General features: G+C 69.7%; 20 protein-coding genes. 12 read left to right on the forward strand and 8 right to left on the reverse strand.

Annotated elements, in window-relative coordinates; all coding sequences use genetic code 11:
* On the forward strand, positions 1-337 hold a 337-nt coding region (locus AB7F93_RS11710; protein WP_428303089.1), incomplete at its 5' end, for a DbpA RNA binding domain-containing protein.
* A 248-nt stretch (positions 338-585) separates the two neighbouring features.
* On the forward strand, positions 586-1,257 hold the full coding sequence (locus AB7F93_RS11715; protein WP_428303090.1) for a hypothetical protein: 672 nt from the start codon (positions 586-588) through the stop codon (positions 1,255-1,257).
* Between the two features lie 360 nt (positions 1,258-1,617).
* Here the strand turns inward: AB7F93_RS11715 and AB7F93_RS11720 are convergent, their stop codons facing one another.
* The 5 genes from AB7F93_RS11720 to AB7F93_RS11740 form a co-directional block, all read right to left on the reverse strand.
* Positions 1,618-2,112, reverse strand: coding sequence for a hypothetical protein (locus AB7F93_RS11720; RefSeq protein WP_428303091.1), 495 nt, complete (start codon positions 2,110-2,112; stop codon positions 1,618-1,620).
* Positions 2,113-2,272: 160 nt separating this feature from the next.
* Positions 2,273-3,043, reverse strand: a complete 771-nt coding sequence (locus tag AB7F93_RS11725; RefSeq protein ID WP_428303092.1) for an SDR family NAD(P)-dependent oxidoreductase — start codon at positions 3,041-3,043, stop codon at positions 2,273-2,275.
* A 58-nt stretch (positions 3,044-3,101) separates the two neighbouring features.
* The gene (gene lon, locus AB7F93_RS11730; RefSeq protein ID WP_428303093.1) at positions 3,102-5,489 is read right to left on the reverse strand and encodes an endopeptidase La; all 2,388 of its coding nucleotides are present in this window, start codon (positions 5,487-5,489) and stop codon (positions 3,102-3,104) included.
* Positions 5,486-5,914 carry an Hsp20/alpha crystallin family protein gene (locus AB7F93_RS11735; protein WP_428303094.1) on the reverse strand — a complete coding sequence of 143 codons (429 nt, stop codon included), beginning with the start codon at positions 5,912-5,914 and terminating at the stop codon, positions 5,486-5,488. The genes lon and AB7F93_RS11735 overlap by 4 nt, the downstream gene beginning before the upstream one ends.
* Positions 5,901-6,722, reverse strand: a complete 822-nt coding sequence (locus AB7F93_RS11740) for an endonuclease/exonuclease/phosphatase family protein (protein ID WP_428303095.1) — start codon at positions 6,720-6,722, stop codon at positions 5,901-5,903. Before AB7F93_RS11740 ends, AB7F93_RS11735 begins: the two co-directional genes overlap by 14 nt.
* A 299-nt stretch (positions 6,723-7,021) precedes the next feature.
* Here AB7F93_RS11740 and AB7F93_RS11745 point away from each other — a divergent pair, with 299 nt between their 5' ends.
* From AB7F93_RS11745 to hemF, 6 genes are all read left to right on the forward strand, one after another.
* Positions 7,022-7,906, forward strand: coding sequence for a 50S ribosomal protein L11 methyltransferase (locus tag AB7F93_RS11745; protein WP_428303096.1), 885 nt, complete (start codon positions 7,022-7,024; stop codon positions 7,904-7,906).
* Positions 7,903-8,583, forward strand: a complete 681-nt coding sequence (locus tag AB7F93_RS11750; protein ID WP_428303097.1) for a zinc-ribbon and DUF3426 domain-containing protein — start codon at positions 7,903-7,905, stop codon at positions 8,581-8,583. The genes AB7F93_RS11745 and AB7F93_RS11750 overlap by 4 nt, the downstream gene beginning before the upstream one ends.
* Before the next feature lie 170 nt (positions 8,584-8,753).
* Positions 8,754-9,047, forward strand: a complete 294-nt coding sequence (locus AB7F93_RS11755; RefSeq protein WP_428303098.1) for a helix-turn-helix domain-containing protein — start codon at positions 8,754-8,756, stop codon at positions 9,045-9,047.
* Positions 9,048-9,111: 64 nt separating this feature from the next.
* On the forward strand, positions 9,112-10,671 hold the full coding sequence (gene purH / locus AB7F93_RS11760; protein WP_428303099.1) for a bifunctional phosphoribosylaminoimidazolecarboxamide formyltransferase/IMP cyclohydrolase: 1,560 nt from the start codon (positions 9,112-9,114) through the stop codon (positions 10,669-10,671).
* Between the two features lie 10 nt (positions 10,672-10,681).
* A complete protein-coding gene (gene purD / locus AB7F93_RS11765; RefSeq protein ID WP_428303100.1) occupies positions 10,682-11,974 on the forward strand; it encodes a phosphoribosylamine--glycine ligase in 1,293 nt (430 codons plus the stop codon).
* 103 nt (positions 11,975-12,077) lie between these two features.
* Positions 12,078-12,989: an oxygen-dependent coproporphyrinogen oxidase gene (gene hemF, locus AB7F93_RS11770; protein ID WP_428303101.1), complete on the forward strand. Its 912-nt coding sequence runs from the start codon at positions 12,078-12,080 to the stop codon at positions 12,987-12,989.
* A gap of 99 nt (positions 12,990-13,088) precedes the next feature.
* Here the strand turns inward: hemF and AB7F93_RS11775 are convergent, their stop codons facing one another.
* Positions 13,089-14,396, reverse strand: a complete 1,308-nt coding sequence (locus tag AB7F93_RS11775) for a peptidoglycan DD-metalloendopeptidase family protein (protein WP_428303102.1) — start codon at positions 14,394-14,396, stop codon at positions 13,089-13,091.
* A 97-nt stretch (positions 14,397-14,493) separates the two neighbouring features.
* Between AB7F93_RS11775 and AB7F93_RS11780 the strand changes: the two genes are divergently transcribed.
* Genes AB7F93_RS11780 through AB7F93_RS11795 form a run of 4 tightly spaced genes read left to right on the forward strand, consistent with a single transcriptional unit; the run spans position 14,494 to position 16,699 of the window.
* Positions 14,494-14,901 carry a rhodanese-like domain-containing protein gene (locus AB7F93_RS11780; RefSeq protein WP_428303103.1) on the forward strand — a complete coding sequence of 136 codons (408 nt, stop codon included), beginning with the start codon at positions 14,494-14,496 and terminating at the stop codon, positions 14,899-14,901.
* A gap of 35 nt (positions 14,902-14,936) precedes the next feature.
* Positions 14,937-15,188, forward strand: a complete 252-nt coding sequence (gene grxC / locus AB7F93_RS11785; protein WP_428303104.1) for a glutaredoxin 3 — start codon at positions 14,937-14,939, stop codon at positions 15,186-15,188.
* 28 nt (positions 15,189-15,216) lie between these two features.
* Positions 15,217-15,696 (forward strand): protein-export chaperone SecB, encoded by a 480-nt coding sequence (secB, locus tag AB7F93_RS11790; protein ID WP_428303105.1) that lies wholly within the window; start codon positions 15,217-15,219, stop codon positions 15,694-15,696.
* A 10-nt stretch (positions 15,697-15,706) separates the two neighbouring features.
* Positions 15,707-16,699, forward strand: coding sequence for an NAD(P)H-dependent glycerol-3-phosphate dehydrogenase (locus tag AB7F93_RS11795; protein WP_428303106.1), 993 nt, complete (start codon positions 15,707-15,709; stop codon positions 16,697-16,699).
* Between the two features lie 24 nt (positions 16,700-16,723).
* On the opposite strand, the gene AB7F93_RS11800 is transcribed toward AB7F93_RS11795, so the two are convergent.
* Positions 16,724-17,587, reverse strand: a complete 864-nt coding sequence (locus tag AB7F93_RS11800) for a tetratricopeptide repeat protein (protein WP_428303107.1) — start codon at positions 17,585-17,587, stop codon at positions 16,724-16,726.
* A 47-nt stretch (positions 17,588-17,634) separates the two neighbouring features.
* A complete protein-coding gene (locus tag AB7F93_RS11805; RefSeq protein WP_428303108.1) occupies positions 17,635-18,129 on the reverse strand; it encodes a tRNA (cytidine(34)-2'-O)-methyltransferase in 495 nt (164 codons plus the stop codon).

Below are 18,129 nucleotides of genomic sequence, written 5' to 3' on the forward strand. Positions count from 1 at the left end.
CAGCAAATTCATCGGCCGCATCGAGATTTACGACGACCACAGCACCGTCGACCTGCCCAAGGGCCTGCCCAAAGACCTGCTGGCGATCCTGAAACGCACCCGCGTCGCCGGCCAGCCGCTCGCCATCACCCGCGCCGGCGAAGGCGCCCCGCCGGCCAAGGGCGCGTACAAGAAATCACGTCCGTTCGATGCGCCGCGCACCGAAGGTGCACCGCGCCCCTTCAAACCCCGCGCAGCCGGCGACCAACCCTTCAAACCGCGCCCGGCGGCAGACAAGCCGTTCAAGCCGAAGGTAAAGACGGGGTATCCGAAGCGGAAGGCGAGCGAGGCGAAGTAGCTGGGATGGCGCGGGCGGCGGTGACAATGGCCGCCGCCGTTAGCAAACTTTGCGAGCCGTAGAGCCGTAGGGCGGAATAGCGCAGCGTATTCCGCCTTCCGTGTCTGGGGTAGAGTTGCCCATAAAGGCAACACGGAAGGCGGATCGCGATCCGCCCTACGCGCTCATTGGTGGTCTGGTTCTTCACCCGACTTCGACGAAAATCACGGAGCCGGTTTGATTCGTCCAACTCCGATTAGTCATTTAAAATGCACCTCACTGAATCTATAACCATACGCGTAAAGTCGGGCCTTGCCGGGCTGCTTTTCAGTGAGGCGAAGCGTCTGGCATCTATGTCACAGCACATTGAAGATGCCGAATCGCAACTCGAGTGGCCACAGCCTCAAAATGACGCGAATCTTGGTCATGCAGCAGCGAGCGTAACGCTCGCGGCGGCAGCCCTTGAAGCGGCAGTAAACGAGGTGTATCTAAGGGCCGTAGACCAGAGCTTCTCGGCATTTCCAAAGCTCAACCGCGCAGAAGTTCGGCTCCTGGCGGAACTGTGGGAAGTGGTTGAGTCATCGCGTGCACAGACGATCAAGAAGCACGAGCTAGCGCTGGCGGCTCTCAACAAGCCGGAGATAAGTCGAGGTACCTCTGTCTCCCAAGACGCCGCCAGTCTTCTCGAACTGCGTGACTTGCTAATGCACTTCAAGCCGGAGTGGGAGGATGAACTCGATAGGCATCGCAAAGTTGAAGGCCGTCTGCGAGGCAAGTTCGCTGAGAATCAATTGTCTGCTCGCGCGACGGGGCGCATGCTCTGGTTTCCTGGCCGGTGCCTTGGCGCCGGATGCGCCATTTGGGCGGTGCAGAGCGCATCGCGGTATCACGAAGAATTCGTCGAGTCTCTGGGCGCGACAAGTGTACTGCCACCGTTTTAACCTTGTACGAGCCCGAGGTAGGATGCGGTGAGGCACGAACCGCATCGTTCGAGATTCACGCCGATTCGCTGCGATGCAGCCTGTGGGAGCGGCGCCCTAGCCGCGAATCATTGGATATCGGGATTCGGCCCGGGGCGGGCCTCCCACAGCAAATCCTGTAGGAATCTGCCTGCCTTGGTGTGATGCGGGAGCGGCGCTTTCCTTGTGGGAGTGGCGCCCTCGCCGCGAATCAGGGGGATCAGGATTCGGCGCGGTGCGCCCCCCAAAAACAACATCCCGCTTGGGACGGAAACGTTAAAAATTCACATGCGCATCGAAGGCACTCAGCCCGCCATGGGATGCGGTGCCGCAGGAAAATCATCAGGAAGAGGGGCCTCGTCGGGGTGGATGCCGTAGCACGTTGTTGATCTCGTCCCGAAAATCAGGGTAATACGCGCCATAATAATCATTGACATGCATGAATTCCTTCTCGGCGATGAGGTCGCGTGTCCATCGTGCCCCCCAATCTCCCTTGCGGAGGGGGTCGTGAACCTTCAAGGTGTGATGCAGTGTGAATGTAAAGGCGAGGTATTCGTAAAGCATGGAAATATGTATGTAGCGGCGTATCGAGTCGGGCTTCCCCTGGTAATCTGTTCGATAACGATCAAGGTCCATGTAGTTTTGGGGAAAGACCGCAAAGTCTTTGATTTGCTCATCTGAAACGGGCTGGAAGAGTCGCCAGTACATGTCGAATCGATCGCGCAGGATTTGCGCTCTCAGTAGCGTGTTGTGGTTCCATGCCTGCCAGGCAAGAATTGCCAACGACAAGGTGCCAACGGCGAGCAAGCCGGTTTGAATCCACTCGTCAATGCGCATATCAACTCCTCCCGCGATGAGTCAGGTCAGATTCGATGGCCCGCGAGATATATCACCTTCGCAGGGTCGGCCGTGACGCCGGACGGTCCGCGTGCCACGGCTGTCGGGGTGATGGCAGGCGTAGGGCAGTTCAAGATCTATCGTCGAAGTGCCGCGCCGCTCAGTCCAGCTTCGGCCGGTTGGTCGCCAGATGCCGGCCGCCGTCGAGCGGCAGCACGGCGCCGGTGATCCAGCGGCTCAGCGGCGAGGCGAAGAACAGCACCGCGTCGGCCACGTCGTCCGGCTTGCCGTTGCGCCCGAGCGGGTGGAGGCCGGCAAAGGTGGTGAGAAAACCCGCCTGTTTTTCCGCCGGCACCGCGCCGTCGAGCAGGTCGGTGTCCTCCACCACGCCCGGGCAGATGACGTTGACGCGGATGCCGTGGGCGGCTTCTTCCATCGCCAGTACCTGCGAGACGTGGCGCAGCGCGCGCTTGGCGGCGCCATAGGCGGCCGCGCCGGGAAACGCATGCTCGCCGGCGATGGAGGCGATGTTGACGATGCTGCCGCCACCGCCGCGCATGGCTGGCAGCACGGCCGTCATCAGCCGCCGTGGTCCCCAACAGTTGACGTCCATGAGCGTCTGCCAGTGCGCCTCGTCGGCCTGCTGGAAGGGCGCGAAGCGCATCACGCCGGCGTTGTTGACCAGGATGTCGATGCGGCCCTGCCCGAACTCCGCCGCCGCGGCGGCCAGCGCCTGCACCTGATCGGGCACGGTAACGTCGGTGGGAACCACCCGCGTGCGGTCGCCGAGCAGTGCGGCGGTGGCGTCCAGCCGGTCGCGCCGCCGCCCGGCAAGCACCACGCGCGCGCCGTGCGCGTGCAGCGTGCGGGCGATGGCGCGGCCGATGCCGGTGCCGGCACCGGTGACGATGGCGGTCTTGTCTTGCAGCATGGCGGTCTCCTGGCAGGGCTGAGCGGCGGCCTGGAACTGTAGCCGCCCTGGGAGTCGCTTACCCGCCGTCGGCCGCCAGTGCCTCGGGCATCGCTGGGCACTCGAACACGGCGCCGAGCGCCTGGTCGACGTCCTCCAGCCACACGAAGTCGAGGTGCTCGCGCGCGCTGGCGGGGATGTCGTCGTAATCCTTCTTGTTGCGGGCCGGCAGCATCACGCGGCGGATGCCGGCGCGGTGCGCGGCGACTACCTTTTCCTTGATGCCGCCGACCGGCAGCACCAGCCCGCGCAGGCTGATCTCGCCGGTCATGGCGGTGTCGGCGCGCACGCAGCGGCCGGTATGCAATGAGGCGAGCGCCACGAACATGGCGACGCCCGCCGACGGGCCGTCCTTGGGGATGGCGCCGGCCGGCACGTGCACGTGCACGTCGTGCTTGTCGAACGAGTCGGGCTCGATGCCGAAGCGCCCGGCGCGGCTTTTCAGCAGCGACAGCGCCGCCTGCACGCTTTCCTTCATCACATCACCGAGCTGGCCGGTGAGGATGAGCTTGCCGTTGCCGGGCGTGCGGCTCGCCTCGATGAACAGGATGTCGCCACCGACCGGCGTCCAGGCAAGCCCGGTCGCCACGCCCGGCATGGCGGTGCGCATGGCGAGCTCCGAGTCGAACCTGTGCGCGCCGAGGATGGTCTCGACGTCGCCGGCGTCGATGCGCTGCGGGCCGGTTTCGCCTTCCGCCACGCGCACCGCCACGTGCCGCAGCAGGGCGCCGATCTCGCGTTCGAGATTGCGGCAGCCGGCCTCGCGCGTGTAGCCGTCGATCAGCGTACGCAGTGCGTCGTCGGTGATCTCGACCTGTTCCCTGGTGAGCCCGCAGGCGGCGAGCTGGCGGTCGATGAGGTACCGACGGGCGATTTCGAGCTTGTCTTCCTGCGTGTAGCCGGGCAGTTCGATGATTTCCATGCGGTCGCGCAGCGGGCCCGGGATGCTGTCGAGCACGTTGGCGGTGGCGATGAACATGACCTGCGACAGATCAAACGGCACCGCGAGGTAGTTGTCGCGAAACGTGTGGTTCTGCTCGGGGTCCAGCACCTCCAGCAGCGCGGCGGATGGATCGCCGTGAAAGCCCTGGCCGAGCTTGTCCATCTCGTCCAGCATCAGCACCGGATTGCGCGTGCCGGCCTTGCGGATGGCCTGCACGATGTTGCCCGGCAGCGCGCCGATGTAGGTGCGCCGGTGGCCGCGGATTTCCGCCTCGTCGTGCACGCCGCCCAGGGACACGCGCTGGAACTGCCGGCCCATGGCGCGGGCGATGCTCTGGCCGAGCGAGGTCTTGCCGACGCCGGGCGGACCCACGAAGCACAGGATGGGGCTCTTGCCGGTGGGCGCGAGCTTGCGCACGGCCAGATGCTCCAGGATGCGCCGCTTGATCTTGTCCAGTCCCCAGTGGTCCTGGTCCAGCACGTGGCGCGCGGCCGGGATGTCGAGCGCGTCGGTGCTTGCCTTGCTCCACGGCAGCTCGGTCAGCCAGTCCAGATACGTGCGCAGCATCGGGTACTCGCCGGACGCCTCCGGCATGCGTTCGAGGCGCTTCAGTTCCTTCTTCGCGTGCTGCTCCACCTCGTCCGGCATGCCGGCCTTGGCGATGGCTTCGGCGATTTCCTCGATCTCCGCCGCCTGCTCGCCGCCTTCGCCGAGCTCCTTCTGGATGGTCCTGAGTTGCTCGCGCAGCACGAACTCGCGCTGGCGCTCGTCGAGCTTCTCGCGCGTCTGCTGGGAGATGTCGCGCGAAATCTTCAGCACCTCGATGCGCCGCGCCAGCAGTTCGGACACGCGCGTCAGGCGCGCCGACAAGTCGGCGAGTTCCAGGATTTCCTGCTTCTCCTCGGGCTTCAGGTCCATGTAGCTGACGATGAGATCGGCGAGCGCCGAGCCGGTCGGCGTCGAGCGGATGGCCTGCACCAGCTCGGCCGGCGTCTGCGGCAGCAGCTCCAGCGCGTCGAGCGCCTGCTGGCGCAGGTTCAGCACGCGGGCCTCGTTCTCGACGCCGGCTTCGTCCGCCACCGGCAGGCGCTCGACGCGCGCCAGCAGGTACGGGTGGCCGGGAATGAAATCGATCACCCGGAACCGCTCCTCGCCCTGGCAGACGAGGTGGTGCGCGCCGTCCTGCGCCGAGATGAAGCGCAGCACGCTGCCGACGGTGCCGACGCGGTACAGGTCGTCCGGGCTGGGATCGTCCACGCTCGCGTCCTTCTGCAGCAGGAGACCGATCGGACGGTCGCTGCGCACGGCCTCCTGCGCGGCTTCAACCGAGCCCTTGCGGCCGACCGTGAGCGGCATCACCACGCCCGGGAACAGCACCAGGTTGCGCACCGGCAGGATCAGCAGCACGTCGTCGCCGACGGTGCTGGATGCGGTGCTCTGAACTTCGGGGTTGGTCGCGTTCATGGGTGTTCTCCGGTGAGCGAGTCGACGCGGTGCAGCGCCAGCGTGAGGCAGCCGTGGGCGAGCTCCAGACGGTCGATGTGATAGACGCCGGGCGGCAGGCGCAGGCGGCGCTCGAAGCGGCCGCGCGGGATTTCGAGCCGCTCGACGCGGTGATCGCGCAGCGCCTGCGGAAGGCGCCGTTCGCCGGCGATGACCAGCATGGCGCCGTCGATGCCCACTTCGAGCCGCTCGCTGGTGACGCCGGGCAGCGCGGCCGTGATCACCAGCTCGTTGCCGTGCGAGTAGATGTCGACCGGCGGCTGCCAGGCGCGCGCCGGGCCGCCGCGCCCGGGCGGGTCGAAGAACTGCCGTTGCAGGCGCTCGGCCTGGTCGAGCAGCGAGCAGGCCTCGGCCCACATCCAGCGTTCGAGGTCACGCGTTGGCATGGCGATCCTCCTTTCGATGCTCGGCCGGCCGCGCGCCTGCCAGGCTCTGCGCAAGTGCCGGCGGCAGGTCGAGTTCCACCGCCACCGGCAGGTGGTCGGACATCGGGTGCTCCAGCACACCGCACCGGTGCACCTTGAGCGCAGGCGATACCAGCACGTGGTCGAGGTTACGCCGCGGCCGCCAGGACGGGTAGGAATGGCCCTCGACATCCGCCACGCGCAATCCGGCGTGGATCAGGCCCGAGTGGCGTTGCAGCGGCCACGCTGCGCAATTCATGTCGCCGAGCAGGATCAGGTCCTTGCAGTGCATGGCCAGGCGCCCCAGATACCGCAGTTGCCGATCACGGGAACGCCTGCCGAGCGACAGGTGCACCGCCAGCACGTGCAGCGGGCGCTCGCGGCTGCCGAAGCTCATCAGCAGCGCGCCGCGCCCCGGCAGAAAACCCGGCAGGCGGCACTCGCGGATGCCGGTCGGCGGCACACGGCTCAGGATGGCGATGCCGTGGCGGGCCAGCGCCCCATAGTCGCGGTTGACCTGCAGGTGCCAGTTCGGAAAGCCGGCCCGGTCGGCAAGGTACTGCGCCTGGTTAAGGAAGGCGCCGCGGTAGGAACCGGCGTCGATTTCCTGCAGCGCCACAATGTCGTAGTCGCGCAGCACGGCGGCAATCTGGTCGAGGTTTTCCCTTCGTCTGCCAAACGGCAGCACGTGCCGCCAGCCGCGTGTCAGGTATTGGCGATAGCGCAGCGTGTCGATGCCGACCTGAATGTTGTAGGTGAGTACGCGCAGGCGGTTGTCGGACAGGTGCATGGTGTGTTGCCGTGGGCGGCTGATGGTCGCCGTGGTCTGAAAAATGGGGGCGGTCGGTCAGAACGCAAGCGCCGGATTTTGGACCGCCGGTGGGGCGAGCCGTCCTGTCACTCTTGGCGTGGGAGGCCCGCCCTCGGGCCGAATGCTGGTGTGATTGAACATTCGCGGCGGGGGCGCCGCTCCCACACGCTCGCGTCGGCGGCGGAGGGCGTCCCCGGGCTGACGGCTGCCCGACGGCCGATCGTGCGCGATGAAAACTACAATCCGCCCCCCTTTGCCATGTCGAGGCAGCGCTTGAGATGGATGAGTCGGTCACGAGTCGCTGGCTGAGCGTGGAGATCGCCCTCACCGCGGACCGCCACGACGCGACCTGCGCGCTGCTGGAGGCGGCCGGCGCGCTCGCCGTGTCGAGTGCCGACGCCGCCGACCGCCCGGTGCTGGAGCCACCGCCCGGCAGCACGCCGCTGTGGCCGACGCTGGTGGTGAGCGCGCTGTTCGAGGGCGACTACGACCCGGCCCCTCTGTTGGGGTTGCTGGCGGCGGCCGGCGTGGCGGTGCTGCGCTGCGCGCCGGTCGCGGATCAGGACTGGGCGCGCGTGGGGCAGGACGTGCCGGCACGCCATTTCGGTGGCGCGCTGTGGGTGGTACCGCGCGACGCGCCTGACCCTGCGCCGGGAGCGGTGGTGGTGCGCCTTGACGCCGGACTAGGCTTTGGCACCGGGGGCCATCCCACCACGGCGCTGTGCCTGCGCTGGCTGGCCGCGCACCCGCCGGCGGGTGCGGACGTGATCGACTGGGGCTGCGGCTCCGGCATCCTCGCCGTGGCCGCGGCGCGGCTTGGCGCGCGCCACGTGTGGGCGCTCGACATCGACGCCCAGGCGCTGACCGCCACGCGCGACAACGCCGCGCGCAATGCCGTGGCCGCGGGCATCGAGGTGCTGGCAGCGGACGCACTGCCCGCCGCGGCGCGCGCGGACCTGGTCATCGCGAACATCCTGGCGCCGGTGCTGGTGGCGCTCGCGCCGCGCCTGCTCGCCGCGCTGCGACCGGGGGGTGCTTTGCTACTATCCGGGCTGCTCCAAAGCCAGGTGGCCGAGGTGGCCCGCGCGTTCGAACCGGCGGTGCGGTTCGACGAGCCCACCATCGACCAGGGCTGGGCGCGTCTTTCAGGGACAAGACAATGAACATGCAGTCGGAGCTGCTGCGCTGTCCGGCGTGCGGCACGGTGTTTCGCGGTCCGGCCAGCCTGCCGGCGCACGGGCGCGTGCGGTGCGGGGTGTGTGACGAGGTGTTCGCGGCCACGCCGGCGCCCGAGGCTGTCGCGTCAAGGCGGGCCTTCGACGGCCCCCGGCCGGCGCACGCGAGCTGGGATGCTGCGCCGGCGCCGGGCGTCGGCGCGGGGCTGCTGCGTCTGACGCTGGCGCTGCTGTTGCTCGTGGCGCTCCTCGCGCAGGGCGCCTGGCTGGCGCGGGAGCGTCTGGCCGAAATGCCGCAGCTGCGGCCGTTGCTGGCGAACGTGTGCCAGCGCGGCGGCTGCACCCTGCCGCAGTTCCGGGATGTCACCGCGATCGAGGTGTTGGATGCCCGCGTCACCTCGCACCCCGACTATGCCGGCGCGCTGCTGGCGGTGGTCACCCTAGACAACACGGCGCCGCTCGCGCAGCCGTGGCCGCGGCTTGCCGTGGCCTTGACCGGCGTGGACGACGGCGCGGTCGCCGAGCGGCTGTTCGAGGCGGCGGAGTACCTGCCGGCAGAGCGCCAGGGTGAGTCGGCGTTTGCGGCCGGCACGTCGGTGCAGGTGCGTTTGCCGCTCGCCGACCCGGGCCTGGAAGCCGCCGGCTTTCGCTTCACTGTTCGCTGATCGCTGCGCGAGAAATCGGGTTCCCTGCGCGTGGGCCGTGGGCTACCATGTCGCCCCGGTCGCTCTCGCCGACCGGCAGCCTGCCTTCCACGAACCGAAACGACGCCCGCGCTGGGTGTTGCGCCGGCCCGTTGTTCAGGCTGGCAACGCGGCGCCCAGGGGAGTGATGCATGAAACCGGTTGAGCTTGCGGTGGCCGAGGAGCCCGACAGCGTAAGGATGCCGGACGTGCAGGCGAAGGATCAGCCGCTCGCCCAGTGCGTGGCGGCCACCGTGCGCCGGTATCTGGACGATCTGGGCGACCACGCGCCGACCAACCTGCACCAGTTGCTGCTGGAGCAACTGGAGAAGCCGCTGCTGGCCGTGGTGATGGAGAAGGCGCGCGGCAACCGCTGCCGGGCCGCCGAGCTGCTCGGTATCAACCGCAACACGCTGCGCAAGAAGCTCCAGCAATACGGCCTGTGACGGCCGCGCCGGTCGTGCCGGGCACGCCGGCATTTTCGTTTTCGCACCACCCGCAGGTTTTCTCGTGACGCAACCCGTACGCCGCGCCCTGCTGAGCGTGTCGGACAAGACAGGCGTGGTCGATCTCGCCCGCCGTCTGGCCGCGCTCGGCGTCGAACTCGTTTCCACCGGTGGTACCTGCCGTACCCTGCGCGAAGCCGGCCTCGCCGTGCAGGAAGTGGCCGAGGTGACCGGCTTTCCGGAAATCATGGACGGGCGGGTCAAGACCCTGCACCCGCTGATCCACGGCGGCCTGCTTGGCCGGCGTGGCCAGGACGATGCGGTGATGGCGGCGCACGGCATCGCGCCGATCGATCTGCTGGTGCTGAACCTGTACCCGTTCGAGGCCACCGTGGCGCGGCCGGACTGCACGCTGGAGGAGGCGGTCGAGCAGATCGACATCGGCGGCCCGGCCATGCTGCGCGCGGCGGCCAAGAATTTCCGCCACGTGGCCGTGCTGACCGAGCCCGCCCAGTACGACGCCGCGCTCACGCAAATCGAGGCGGGCGGCGGGGTGGGGGATGCCGAGCGCTTCGCGCTGGCGGTGGCCGCCTTCAACCACGTGGCCAACTACGACGCGGCGATCAGCGATTACCTGTCCGCGATCGGCCCCAACGGCGCGCGCGGTGAATTCCCCGGCCAGGCCAACGGCCGCTTCGTGAAGGTGATGGACCTGCGCTACGGCGAGAACCCGCACCAGCAGGCGGCCTTCTACCGGGATCTGCACCCGGCGCCCGGCACGCTCGCCACGTTCAAACAGCTCCAGGGCAAGGAGCTGTCCTACAACAACCTCGCCGATGCCGACGCCGCCTGGGAAGCGGTGCGCGGCTTCGAGGCGCCGGCCTGCGTGATCGTGAAGCACGCCAACCCGTGCGGCGTGGCGCTCGGCGCCGACCCGGCCGAAGCGTACGAGCGCGCCTACGCGTGCGATCCCACGTCCGCCTTCGGCGGCATCATCGCCTTCAACCGGCCGCTCGATGCCACGGCGGCCAAGGCCATCATCGGGCGCCAGTTCGCGGAAGTGATCATCGCCCCGTCCGTCGCGGCCGACGCGCTCGCCGTCACCGCCGGCAAGCCGAACATCCGCGTGCTGGAAATCCCACCGGGCGACGGACGCAACTCGCACGACGTCAAGCGCATCGGTTCGGGGATGCTCATCCAGACCGCCGACACGCACGTGCTGGCGCCGGCCGACCTCAAGGTCGTGACGCGCCGTGCGCCGACGCCGGCCGAGCTCGACGACCTGCTGTTTGCCTGGGAAGTGGCCAAGTACGTGAAGTCGAACGCCATCGTCTACGCCAGCGGCCAGCGCACGCTGGGGGTGGGCGCCGGGCAGATGTCGCGCGTGGACTCGGCCCGCATCGCCGCGCACAAGGCGGCCGAGGCGGGCTTCGATCTCAACGGCGCGGTGATGGCGTCGGACGCGTTCTTCCCGTTCCGCGACGGCCTCGACGCCGCTGCCGAACGGGGCATCGCCGCCGTCATCCAGCCCGGTGGCTCCATGCGCGACGCCGAGGTGATCGCCGCAGCGGATGAGCACGGCATGGCCATGGTGTTCACCGGGGTGCGCCATTTCCGGCACTGAGGGTCACGCGATGAAGGTACTGGTGATCGGCTCCGGCGGGCGCGAGCACGCGCTGGCCTGGAAGCTCGCGCAGTCGCCGCGCGTGACGCAGGTTTACGTCGCGCCCGGCAACGCCGGCACGGCGACCGAGCCCGGGGTGAGCAACGTGGCCATCGCGGCGGACGACGTCGCGGGCCTGCTGGCGTTTGCCACGCGCGAGGGCGTTGATCTGACCGTCGTCGGGCCCGAGGCGCCGCTGGTGCTGGGCGCGGTCGATGCCTTTGCGGCGGCCGGGCGGCGCTGCTTCGGACCGCGGCAGGCGGCGGCGCAGCTCGAAGGCAGCAAGGCGTTCGCGAAGGACTTTCTGCGCCGGCACCGCATCCCGACCGCCGGTTACGAGACCTTCGACGACCTGGCCGCCGCGCTGGCGCACGTCGCCGCGCGCCCGCTGCCGATGGTAATCAAGGCCGATGGCCTCGCCGCCGGCAAGGGCGTCGTGATCTGCCACCGGCGCGAGGAGGCCGCTGCCGCGCTCAACGCCATGCTGGGCGCGGGTGAGTTCGGCAGCGCCGGTGCGCGGGTGGTGGTGGAGGATTTTCTGGACGGCGAGGAGGCGAGCTTCATCGTCATGGTGGACGGCGCGCACGTGCTGCCCTTCGCCACCTCGCAGGACCACAAGGCGCGCGACGACGGCGACCGCGGCCCCAACACCGGCGGCATGGGCGCGTACTCGCCGGCGCCGGTGGTGACGCCCGCCGTCGAGGCGCGCGTGATGCGCGAGGTCATCGAGCCGACCGTGGCGGCGCTCGCTGCCGAGGGCACGCCGTATACCGGTTTTCTCTACGCCGGGCTCATGATCGACGTCAACGGCGCGCCGCGCGTGCTCGAGTTCAATTGCCGCCTGGGTGATCCGGAAACGCAACCGCTGCTGATGCGTCTGCGCTCGGATCTCACGGATCTGATCGAGGCGGCGCTCGATGGCCGGCTGGACCAGGTGCAGGCCGACTGGGACGCGCGCCCGGCGCTCGGCGTGGTGCTGGCGGCGGCGGGTTATCCCGGCGACTACGCCCGCGGCACGCCGATCCCGGCGCTACCGGGGACCGAGCCCACCGACGGCAAGGTATTCCACGCCGGCACGGCCCTGCAGGATGGCCGCGTGGTGACCGCCGGCGGGCGGGTGCTGTGCGCGACGGCGCTCGGCGATACGGTGGCGCAGGCGCAGCGATCGGCCTACGCGCTGGTGCAGGCGGTGGCGTGGCCGGAGGCCTACTTTCGGCGCGACATCGGCTACCGGGCGGTGGCGCGCGAGCAGGCAGGGCAGTGATCGCCGCGGGCTGAACGATGCCGTCCTGGCTTTATTCGGCGCCGCCAATGGTTGGCACGGGGGCCGGCGCAGGGCCGGTGCGCAATCGACAGGAAAGGCAACGATGAGCAGCGTGGACGTCGCGGCAGTGGCCGCGTATCTGACCGACCTTCAGGACCGCATCTGCGCCATGCTGGAGGCCGAGGATGGCCGCCAGCGCTTTCTGGAAGACCCCTGGCAGCACGCCTCCGGCGGCGGCGGGCGCACGCGCGTCATGGAGGCCGGCGGCGTCATCGAGCGCGGCGCGGTCAACTTCTCGCACGTGCAGGGCACAGCCTTGCCGGGCACGGCGAGCGAGCGCCACCCCGATCTTGCCGGCTGCCGCTTCGAGGCACTCGGCGTGTCGCTGGTCATCCACCCGCACAACCCCTACGTGCCGACCTCGCACGCCAACGTGCGCCTGTTCGTGGCGCACCGGCCGGACGGCGCGCCGGTGTGGTGGTTCGGTGGCGGGTTCGATCTGACGCCCTACTACGGCTTCGACGAGGACTGCGTGTTCTGGCACCAGCAGGCCAAGGCCGCCTGCGAGCCATTCGGGGCGGATCTGTACCCGCGCCTGAAGCGTTGGTGCGACGAGTATTTCTGCAACACCCACCGTGGTGAGCAGCGCGGCATCGGCGGCATCTTCTTCGACGATTACGACCAGGGTGGTTTCGCGCAGGCGTTCGCCTTCCTGCGCTCGGTCGGCGAGCACTACATCGCCGCCTACCAGCCGCTCGTGGCGCGCCGCAAGCACATGGCCTATGGCGAGCGCGAGCGCGATTTTCAGCTGTTCCGGCGCGGGCGCTACGTCGAATTCAACCTGCTGCACGACCGCGGTACGCGCTTTGGCGTGCAAAGCGGGGGCCGGGCGGAGTCGATCCTGGTGTCGATGCCGGCGCTGGCCGCCTGGCGCTACCGCTGGCAGCCCGAGCCCGGCACGCCCGAGGCGGCGCTGACCGAAAAGTATCTTCAGCCGCGCGACTGGCTGGCCTGAAGAGGCAGCAAGCCCTGGTTCTGGTTGTGGGAGGCCCGCCCCCGGGCCGAATGATTGGCTCGGCCATTCGCGGCGCGGGCGCTGCTCCCATGCTCGTTGTTATCCCCCGCACCACACCGACGGATTGACCGGCTGCCCGCGGTGGCGGATTTCGAAGTACGCGCCGCTGGCCTTGCCGCGGTCGCCTACGCTCGCGATCGCCTCGCCGGCCTGCACGCGCTGGCCGACGCGCTTGAGCACGGCGTCGTTGTAGCCGTAGAGGCTCAGATACCCCTCGCCGTGATCGACGATCACCAGCAGCCCGTAGCCGCCGAGCACGTCCGCGTACACCACCTTGCCGGCGTGGATGCTGCGCACGTTGCTGCCCGGCCGGGCGGCGATGACCACGCCATCCCAGCGCGTGCGCCCGCTCTCGCGGCGCGTGCCAAAGCGCGCCTTGAGCTGGCCGCTGACGGGCCATGGTAGGCGGCTCCTGCGGGCGGCGAAACGCTCGCCGGGCGCGCTCGGCGTGGGTCTTGCAGTGACTACCGGACCGCTGGTTTGCGGCGCTGCCTCGTCAGGTGGCCGCCGCGCTGAAGGCGGGCCCGCGGGCGGCTTTGCCTGCTCGCGGTCGTCTTGCTCCTGCCGCGCCTGCGCTTCACGCCGGCGCTCGGCCTGCTCCTGCTCGCGGGCTTCGGCCTCGCGCCGGGCGATGCGCGCCAGCACATCCTTGATCTCGCGCTGATCCTGCTCGATGGCGCGCACGCGCTGCTCGCCGCGGTCGACGTCCTGCTCGGCCCTGGCCAGCAGCGCCTGGCGCTCGGCGCGTGCGCGGGCGAGTTCCGCGCGCTGCTGTTCGAGTTCACCCTTGCGCCTGGCCACCGCAGACGCCTCGTCGGCAATCTGCGCTTCGCGCTGCTGGAACGCGTCGAGCTGCTGGCGCAGTTCACCCAGGCGCGCCGCCTGCGCGTCGGCCACGTGCCGCTGGTAGCGCAGCAGCCGCGCCAGACGCGCCGGGTCTTCCTGGCGCAGCAGCAGTACCAGCCGATCCGCTTGGCCGTTACGCGCCGCAAGCGCGAGGCTGCGCGCCAGCAGCTCGCGCTGCGATTCGATGCGCTCGCGCGCGGCGGCCTGCTCGGCGCGAAGGCCGTCGAGTTCCTTTTCCAGCGCTGCGGTGGCTGTTTCGGTCAGGGTGATCTCGGCGTTGACGGCGGCGACGCGGCGGTCGGCTTCGGCGAGTCGCTGGCGCAGGCTGTCGCGCGCCGTGAGCCGTTCGCGAAGCGTGCCGAGTGCCCGCCCGAGGTCGCTGCCGAGGCGCTCCAGGCGTGACCGGGCGTCGCCGCTTTCATCGGCCGCCGACGGCAGGGCACCGATGAGCAACAGCGCCGCCACGACGGCGGCAAGAGCGGACTTGATCGACTGGGGCACGGCGCCGGGCGGGCAGGGTGGTGAAGCGCCGCGCATAGTAAACTTTCGGCCGTGTCCGCCCCACGGCGGTGATCGTCAAATTTCCCCCGCGTACGTCATGGCCTTCGTTCTCGCCAATATCCAGTTGTTCGCCGCCTTCGCCGTGGTGGCGACGCTGCTCGGGCTCACCTACGCGCTGGAATCCGCGTTCGGGTATCAACCCACCCTGCCCGGCGATGCGGTGCGCCTGATCAATGCCGGCGCGAGCGTGCTCGACCTGCGCGCGCCGGCCGAGTTCGCCGCGGGGCACGTGCGCGGCGCCATCAACCTGACGCCTGCTGCCGTCGCCGAGTGGGCCGGCAAGCCGCGCAAGGGGAAGCAGCGCGTCGTGCTGCTGGTCGCCGCGCCGCGCCAGTCGGTGTTCGCCACCGCCCGCCTGCTGCGCGCGCAGGGCTTCGAGCCGGTGCACCTGCTCAAGGGTGGCATGCGCGGCTGGGCCGATGCCCAGTTGCCGCTGGCGCGCTGAACGGTGTCGCGAATCTGTCCTGAGGGATTGCCACGATGGTGACCATCTACACCAGCGCCTGGTGCGGCTACTGCGCGATGGCCAAGCGCCTGCTCGACAGCAAGGGCGTGCGCTATGACGAGATTCCGGTCGACATGGATGTGAAGCGGCGCGCCGAGATGGAGCAGCGCAGCGGTCGGCGCACGGTGCCGCAGATCTGGATCGGCGAGCGGCACGTGGGCGGATACGACGATCTCGCTGCACTGGAGCGAGCCGGGCAACTCGACGCGCTGCTGGCTGGCGCCTGACTTTCTTCAACCTTCCAGGATTCAATCCATGGCCGATGAGACCGACGCCGCCCAGGCGCCGCAGCCGCAGTTCAACATCCGTCGCATTTATCTCAAGGACCTGTCCTTCGAGTCGCCGCGTGCGCCGCAGATTTTCGAGTCGAACGCCCAGCCGCAGATCGACCTGCAGCTCGGCGCCGGCGCCGCGCAGGTGGGCGAGAACCTGCACGAGGTGGTGGTGAACGTGACCGCCACCGTGCGCAGCGGCGAGGACACGGTGTTTCTGGTTGAGGTGCAGCAGGCCGGCCTGTTCCACATCGAGGGCGTGTCGGCCGAGCAGATGGGCTGGGTGCTGGGCGTCACCTGCCCGAACGTGCTGTTCCCGTATGCGCGGCAGGTGGTGTCGGACGCCACCACGGCCGGCGGTTTCCCGCCGCTGCTGCTGGCGCCGGTCAACTTCGAGGCGCTGTACCAGCAGCATTTGCAGCGCCAGCAGGCGGCGCCGGCGGACGGCCAGCTGACGCACTGAGCCGGCGCGCGTGAGCGACACGCTGGCGGTGCTGGGGGCTGGCTCCTGGGGCACGGCGCTTGCGATCGCGCTCGCCCGGCGTGGCCACGCAGTGCGGCTGTGGACGCTGCTGCCGGCGGACGCCGACGGCATGAACGCGCTGCGCGTGAACGCGCAGTTCCTGCCCGACATCGTGCTGCCGCCGCCGCTGGTGGCGACCGCGGACCTCGCCGCGGCGCTGTCCGGCGCAAACGGTGTGCTGGTGGCGGTGCCGAGCCGGGCCTTTCGCGAGGTCCTCGTGCGCGTGGCGCCGCTGCTGCCGGTGCGCGCGATCGCCTGGGCCACCAAGGGCTTCGAGGAAGACACCGGCAAGCTGTTGCACCAGGTGGCCGGCGAGGTGCTGGGCGAGGTCGCCTGCGTTGCGATTTCCGGGCCGAGCTTCGCCGGTGAGGTGGCGCTCGGCCTGCCGACGGCGCTCGCCGTGGCGTCGCCGGATGCTGACGCCGCGTCAGGCTGGGTGCGGCGCCTGCACGGTGACACGCTGCGCGCCTATCTCAGCGATGACATCGTCGGCGTGCAGGTGGGCGGCGCGGTCAAGAACGTGCTGGCCATCGGTGCCGGCATCGCCGACGGACTCGGGTTTGGCGCCAACGCGCGCGCGGCGCTGATCACGCGCGGCCTTGCCGAGGTGCAGCGGCTTGGCCTCGCACTCGGCGCGCGGCGCGATACGTTTCTTGGCCTCTCCGGGCTTGGCGATCTGCTGCTAACGTGCACCGACAACCAGTCGCGCAATCGCCGCGTGGGCCTCGCGCTCGCCGAGGGCAAGACACCCCAGCAGGCGGTCGAGGCACTGGGTCAGGTCGCCGAAGGCGTGGTCACGGCCCGGGCGGTGCGCCAGCTCGCCGAGCGACTGGCCGTGAACATGCCCCTCTGCGGCGAGGTGTACCGGGTTCTGTACGAGCGGCGCGACCCGCACGCGGCGGTGCAGGCACTGCTGGCGCGGGAGCCCTCGGCGGAGTTGTAAAGCCTGACCGCGGGTGCGATGCGCCTAGGGCGCTGCCGGTGGGGCCACCTGTGGGTCCCCCTGTGGTTCCATAGGTGCGGCCACCGGCTCAGTCGATGCCGGTGCCTTGTCCGCAGGCCGCGGCGCCCCGGTCGCGCCCGCGCCCTGCGGCAGCGCGCCGGAGGCCTCACTCAGGCGAGCGTGCAGGGCGCGCGCCTGCTCCTGCGCCGTGCCGATCTGGTCGCTCGGCAGGTGCAGCAGCACCTGTTCGCGTTGGCGGGCCGCATCGTCCTCGCCGCCGGCGGCGGCGAGACTCAGCCACACGTACGCCTGCACCTTGTCGACCGGCGTGCCGCGCCCGTCGGCATACATCTGCCCCAGCCGACGCTGTGCCTTGGCGTGGTTCTGCTCCGCCGCCCGGGTGAGCCATTCCAGCGCCGAGCGGTAGTCCTGCACCACGCCGCGGCCTTCCAGCAGCGCCAGGCCATAGCGGTACTGGCCTTCGCGGTCGCCGGCGTCGGCGGCCCGGGCGTACCAGCGGCTGGCTTCGGAGGTGTTGACGCGCGTGCCGTCGCCGTCCTCGTGACGGCGGCCGAGTTCCAGTTGTGCCGCCACCTCGCCCTGCCCGGCCCGGCGGCTGAGGTTGGCGAACGGGTCTTCCGCGACCGGCTGGGTGGCCTCGGGTGGCTGGCGCACGAGGTGCACGCCAAGAAAGCCTAGCGGCGCGCCGACCACGAGTGTGCCGGCCAAGGCCAGCGTCACCACGGCCGGTTCGAGGCGCCACGAGCGGCGCCCACAGCGGCGGCAGCGATAAGCCTGCGACAGCTTGCGCTGCACCCAGGTATCGGTGCGCTGCACCGACGCGGGGCGCAGGTCGGTGCTGCGGCAATGCGGGCAGCGTTGCGGCATGGGCAAATCGAAACGGTAGGCCGTGGAGGAAGCGCGCGAATGGTAAGTCAATCGCCGCTGGCCGCAGCGGGCTGCGCATCCCAGGAGCCGGCGTAGTCCTGCTGCCGCCAGGCTTCGAACACCGCCACCGCCACGGCGTTGGAAAGATTGAGGCTGCGGCTGTGCGGCTGCATCGGCAACCGCAGCACCTGCTCGCCGGGCAGGCCATCCAGCACCTCAGCCGGCAGGCCCCGGGTCTCGGAGCCGAACAGCAGCGCGTCGCCGGGTTGATAGTCGACCGCTGTGAACAGGCGACGGCCCCGCGTGCTGAAGGCCCACAGGCGCGGCGCGCCGAGCGCCGCCAGACACGCCGGCAGGTTCGCGTGCCGGCGCACGGCGGCGTACTCGTGATAGTCGAGCCCGGCACGGCGAAGGCGGGCGTCGTCCGGCTCGAAACCGAGCGGCTCCACCAGGTGCAGCGCGGCGCCGGTGTTGGCGCACAGCCTTATGATGTTGCCGGTGTTTGGCGGGATTTGTGGCGACAAGAGGATGACGTGGAACAC

This window comes from Immundisolibacter sp. (genome assembly GCF_050250495.1).
GTDB lineage: Bacteria > Pseudomonadota > Gammaproteobacteria > Immundisolibacterales > Immundisolibacteraceae > Immundisolibacter.

What these genes read in the sequence shown, in the direction of transcription:
- AB7F93_RS11780 (WP_428303103.1), top strand. Translation starts at nt 14,494, where the DNA reads ATGGCCTTCGTTCTCGCCAATATCCAGTTGTTCGCCGCCTTCGCCGTG.
- AB7F93_RS11750 (WP_428303097.1), top strand. Translation starts at nt 7,903, where the DNA reads ATGAACATGCAGTCGGAGCTGCTGCGCTGTCCGGCGTGCGGCACGGTG.
- AB7F93_RS11715 (WP_428303090.1), top strand. Translation starts at nt 586, where the DNA reads ATGCACCTCACTGAATCTATAACCATACGCGTAAAGTCGGGCCTTGCC.
- grxC (WP_428303104.1), top strand. Translation starts at nt 14,937, where the DNA reads ATGGTGACCATCTACACCAGCGCCTGGTGCGGCTACTGCGCGATGGCC.
- AB7F93_RS11745 (WP_428303096.1), top strand. Translation starts at nt 7,022, where the DNA reads ATGGATGAGTCGGTCACGAGTCGCTGGCTGAGCGTGGAGATCGCCCTC.
- AB7F93_RS11755 (WP_428303098.1), top strand. Translation starts at nt 8,754, where the DNA reads ATGAAACCGGTTGAGCTTGCGGTGGCCGAGGAGCCCGACAGCGTAAGG.
- AB7F93_RS11735 (WP_428303094.1), bottom strand. Translation starts at nt 5,914, where the DNA reads ATGCCAACGCGTGACCTCGAACGCTGGATGTGGGCCGAGGCCTGCTCG.
- AB7F93_RS11720 (WP_428303091.1), bottom strand. Translation starts at nt 2,112, where the DNA reads ATGCGCATTGACGAGTGGATTCAAACCGGCTTGCTCGCCGTTGGCACC.
- secB (WP_428303105.1), top strand. Translation starts at nt 15,217, where the DNA reads ATGGCCGATGAGACCGACGCCGCCCAGGCGCCGCAGCCGCAGTTCAAC.
- AB7F93_RS11725 (WP_428303092.1), bottom strand. Translation starts at nt 3,043, where the DNA reads ATGCTGCAAGACAAGACCGCCATCGTCACCGGTGCCGGCACCGGCATC.
- hemF (WP_428303101.1), top strand. Translation starts at nt 12,078, where the DNA reads ATGAGCAGCGTGGACGTCGCGGCAGTGGCCGCGTATCTGACCGACCTT.
- AB7F93_RS11800 (WP_428303107.1), bottom strand. Translation starts at nt 17,587, where the DNA reads ATGCCGCAACGCTGCCCGCATTGCCGCAGCACCGACCTGCGCCCCGCG.
- lon (WP_428303093.1), bottom strand. Translation starts at nt 5,489, where the DNA reads ATGAACGCGACCAACCCCGAAGTTCAGAGCACCGCATCCAGCACCGTC.
- purD (WP_428303100.1), top strand. Translation starts at nt 10,682, where the DNA reads ATGAAGGTACTGGTGATCGGCTCCGGCGGGCGCGAGCACGCGCTGGCC.
- AB7F93_RS11740 (WP_428303095.1), bottom strand. Translation starts at nt 6,722, where the DNA reads ATGCACCTGTCCGACAACCGCCTGCGCGTACTCACCTACAACATTCAG.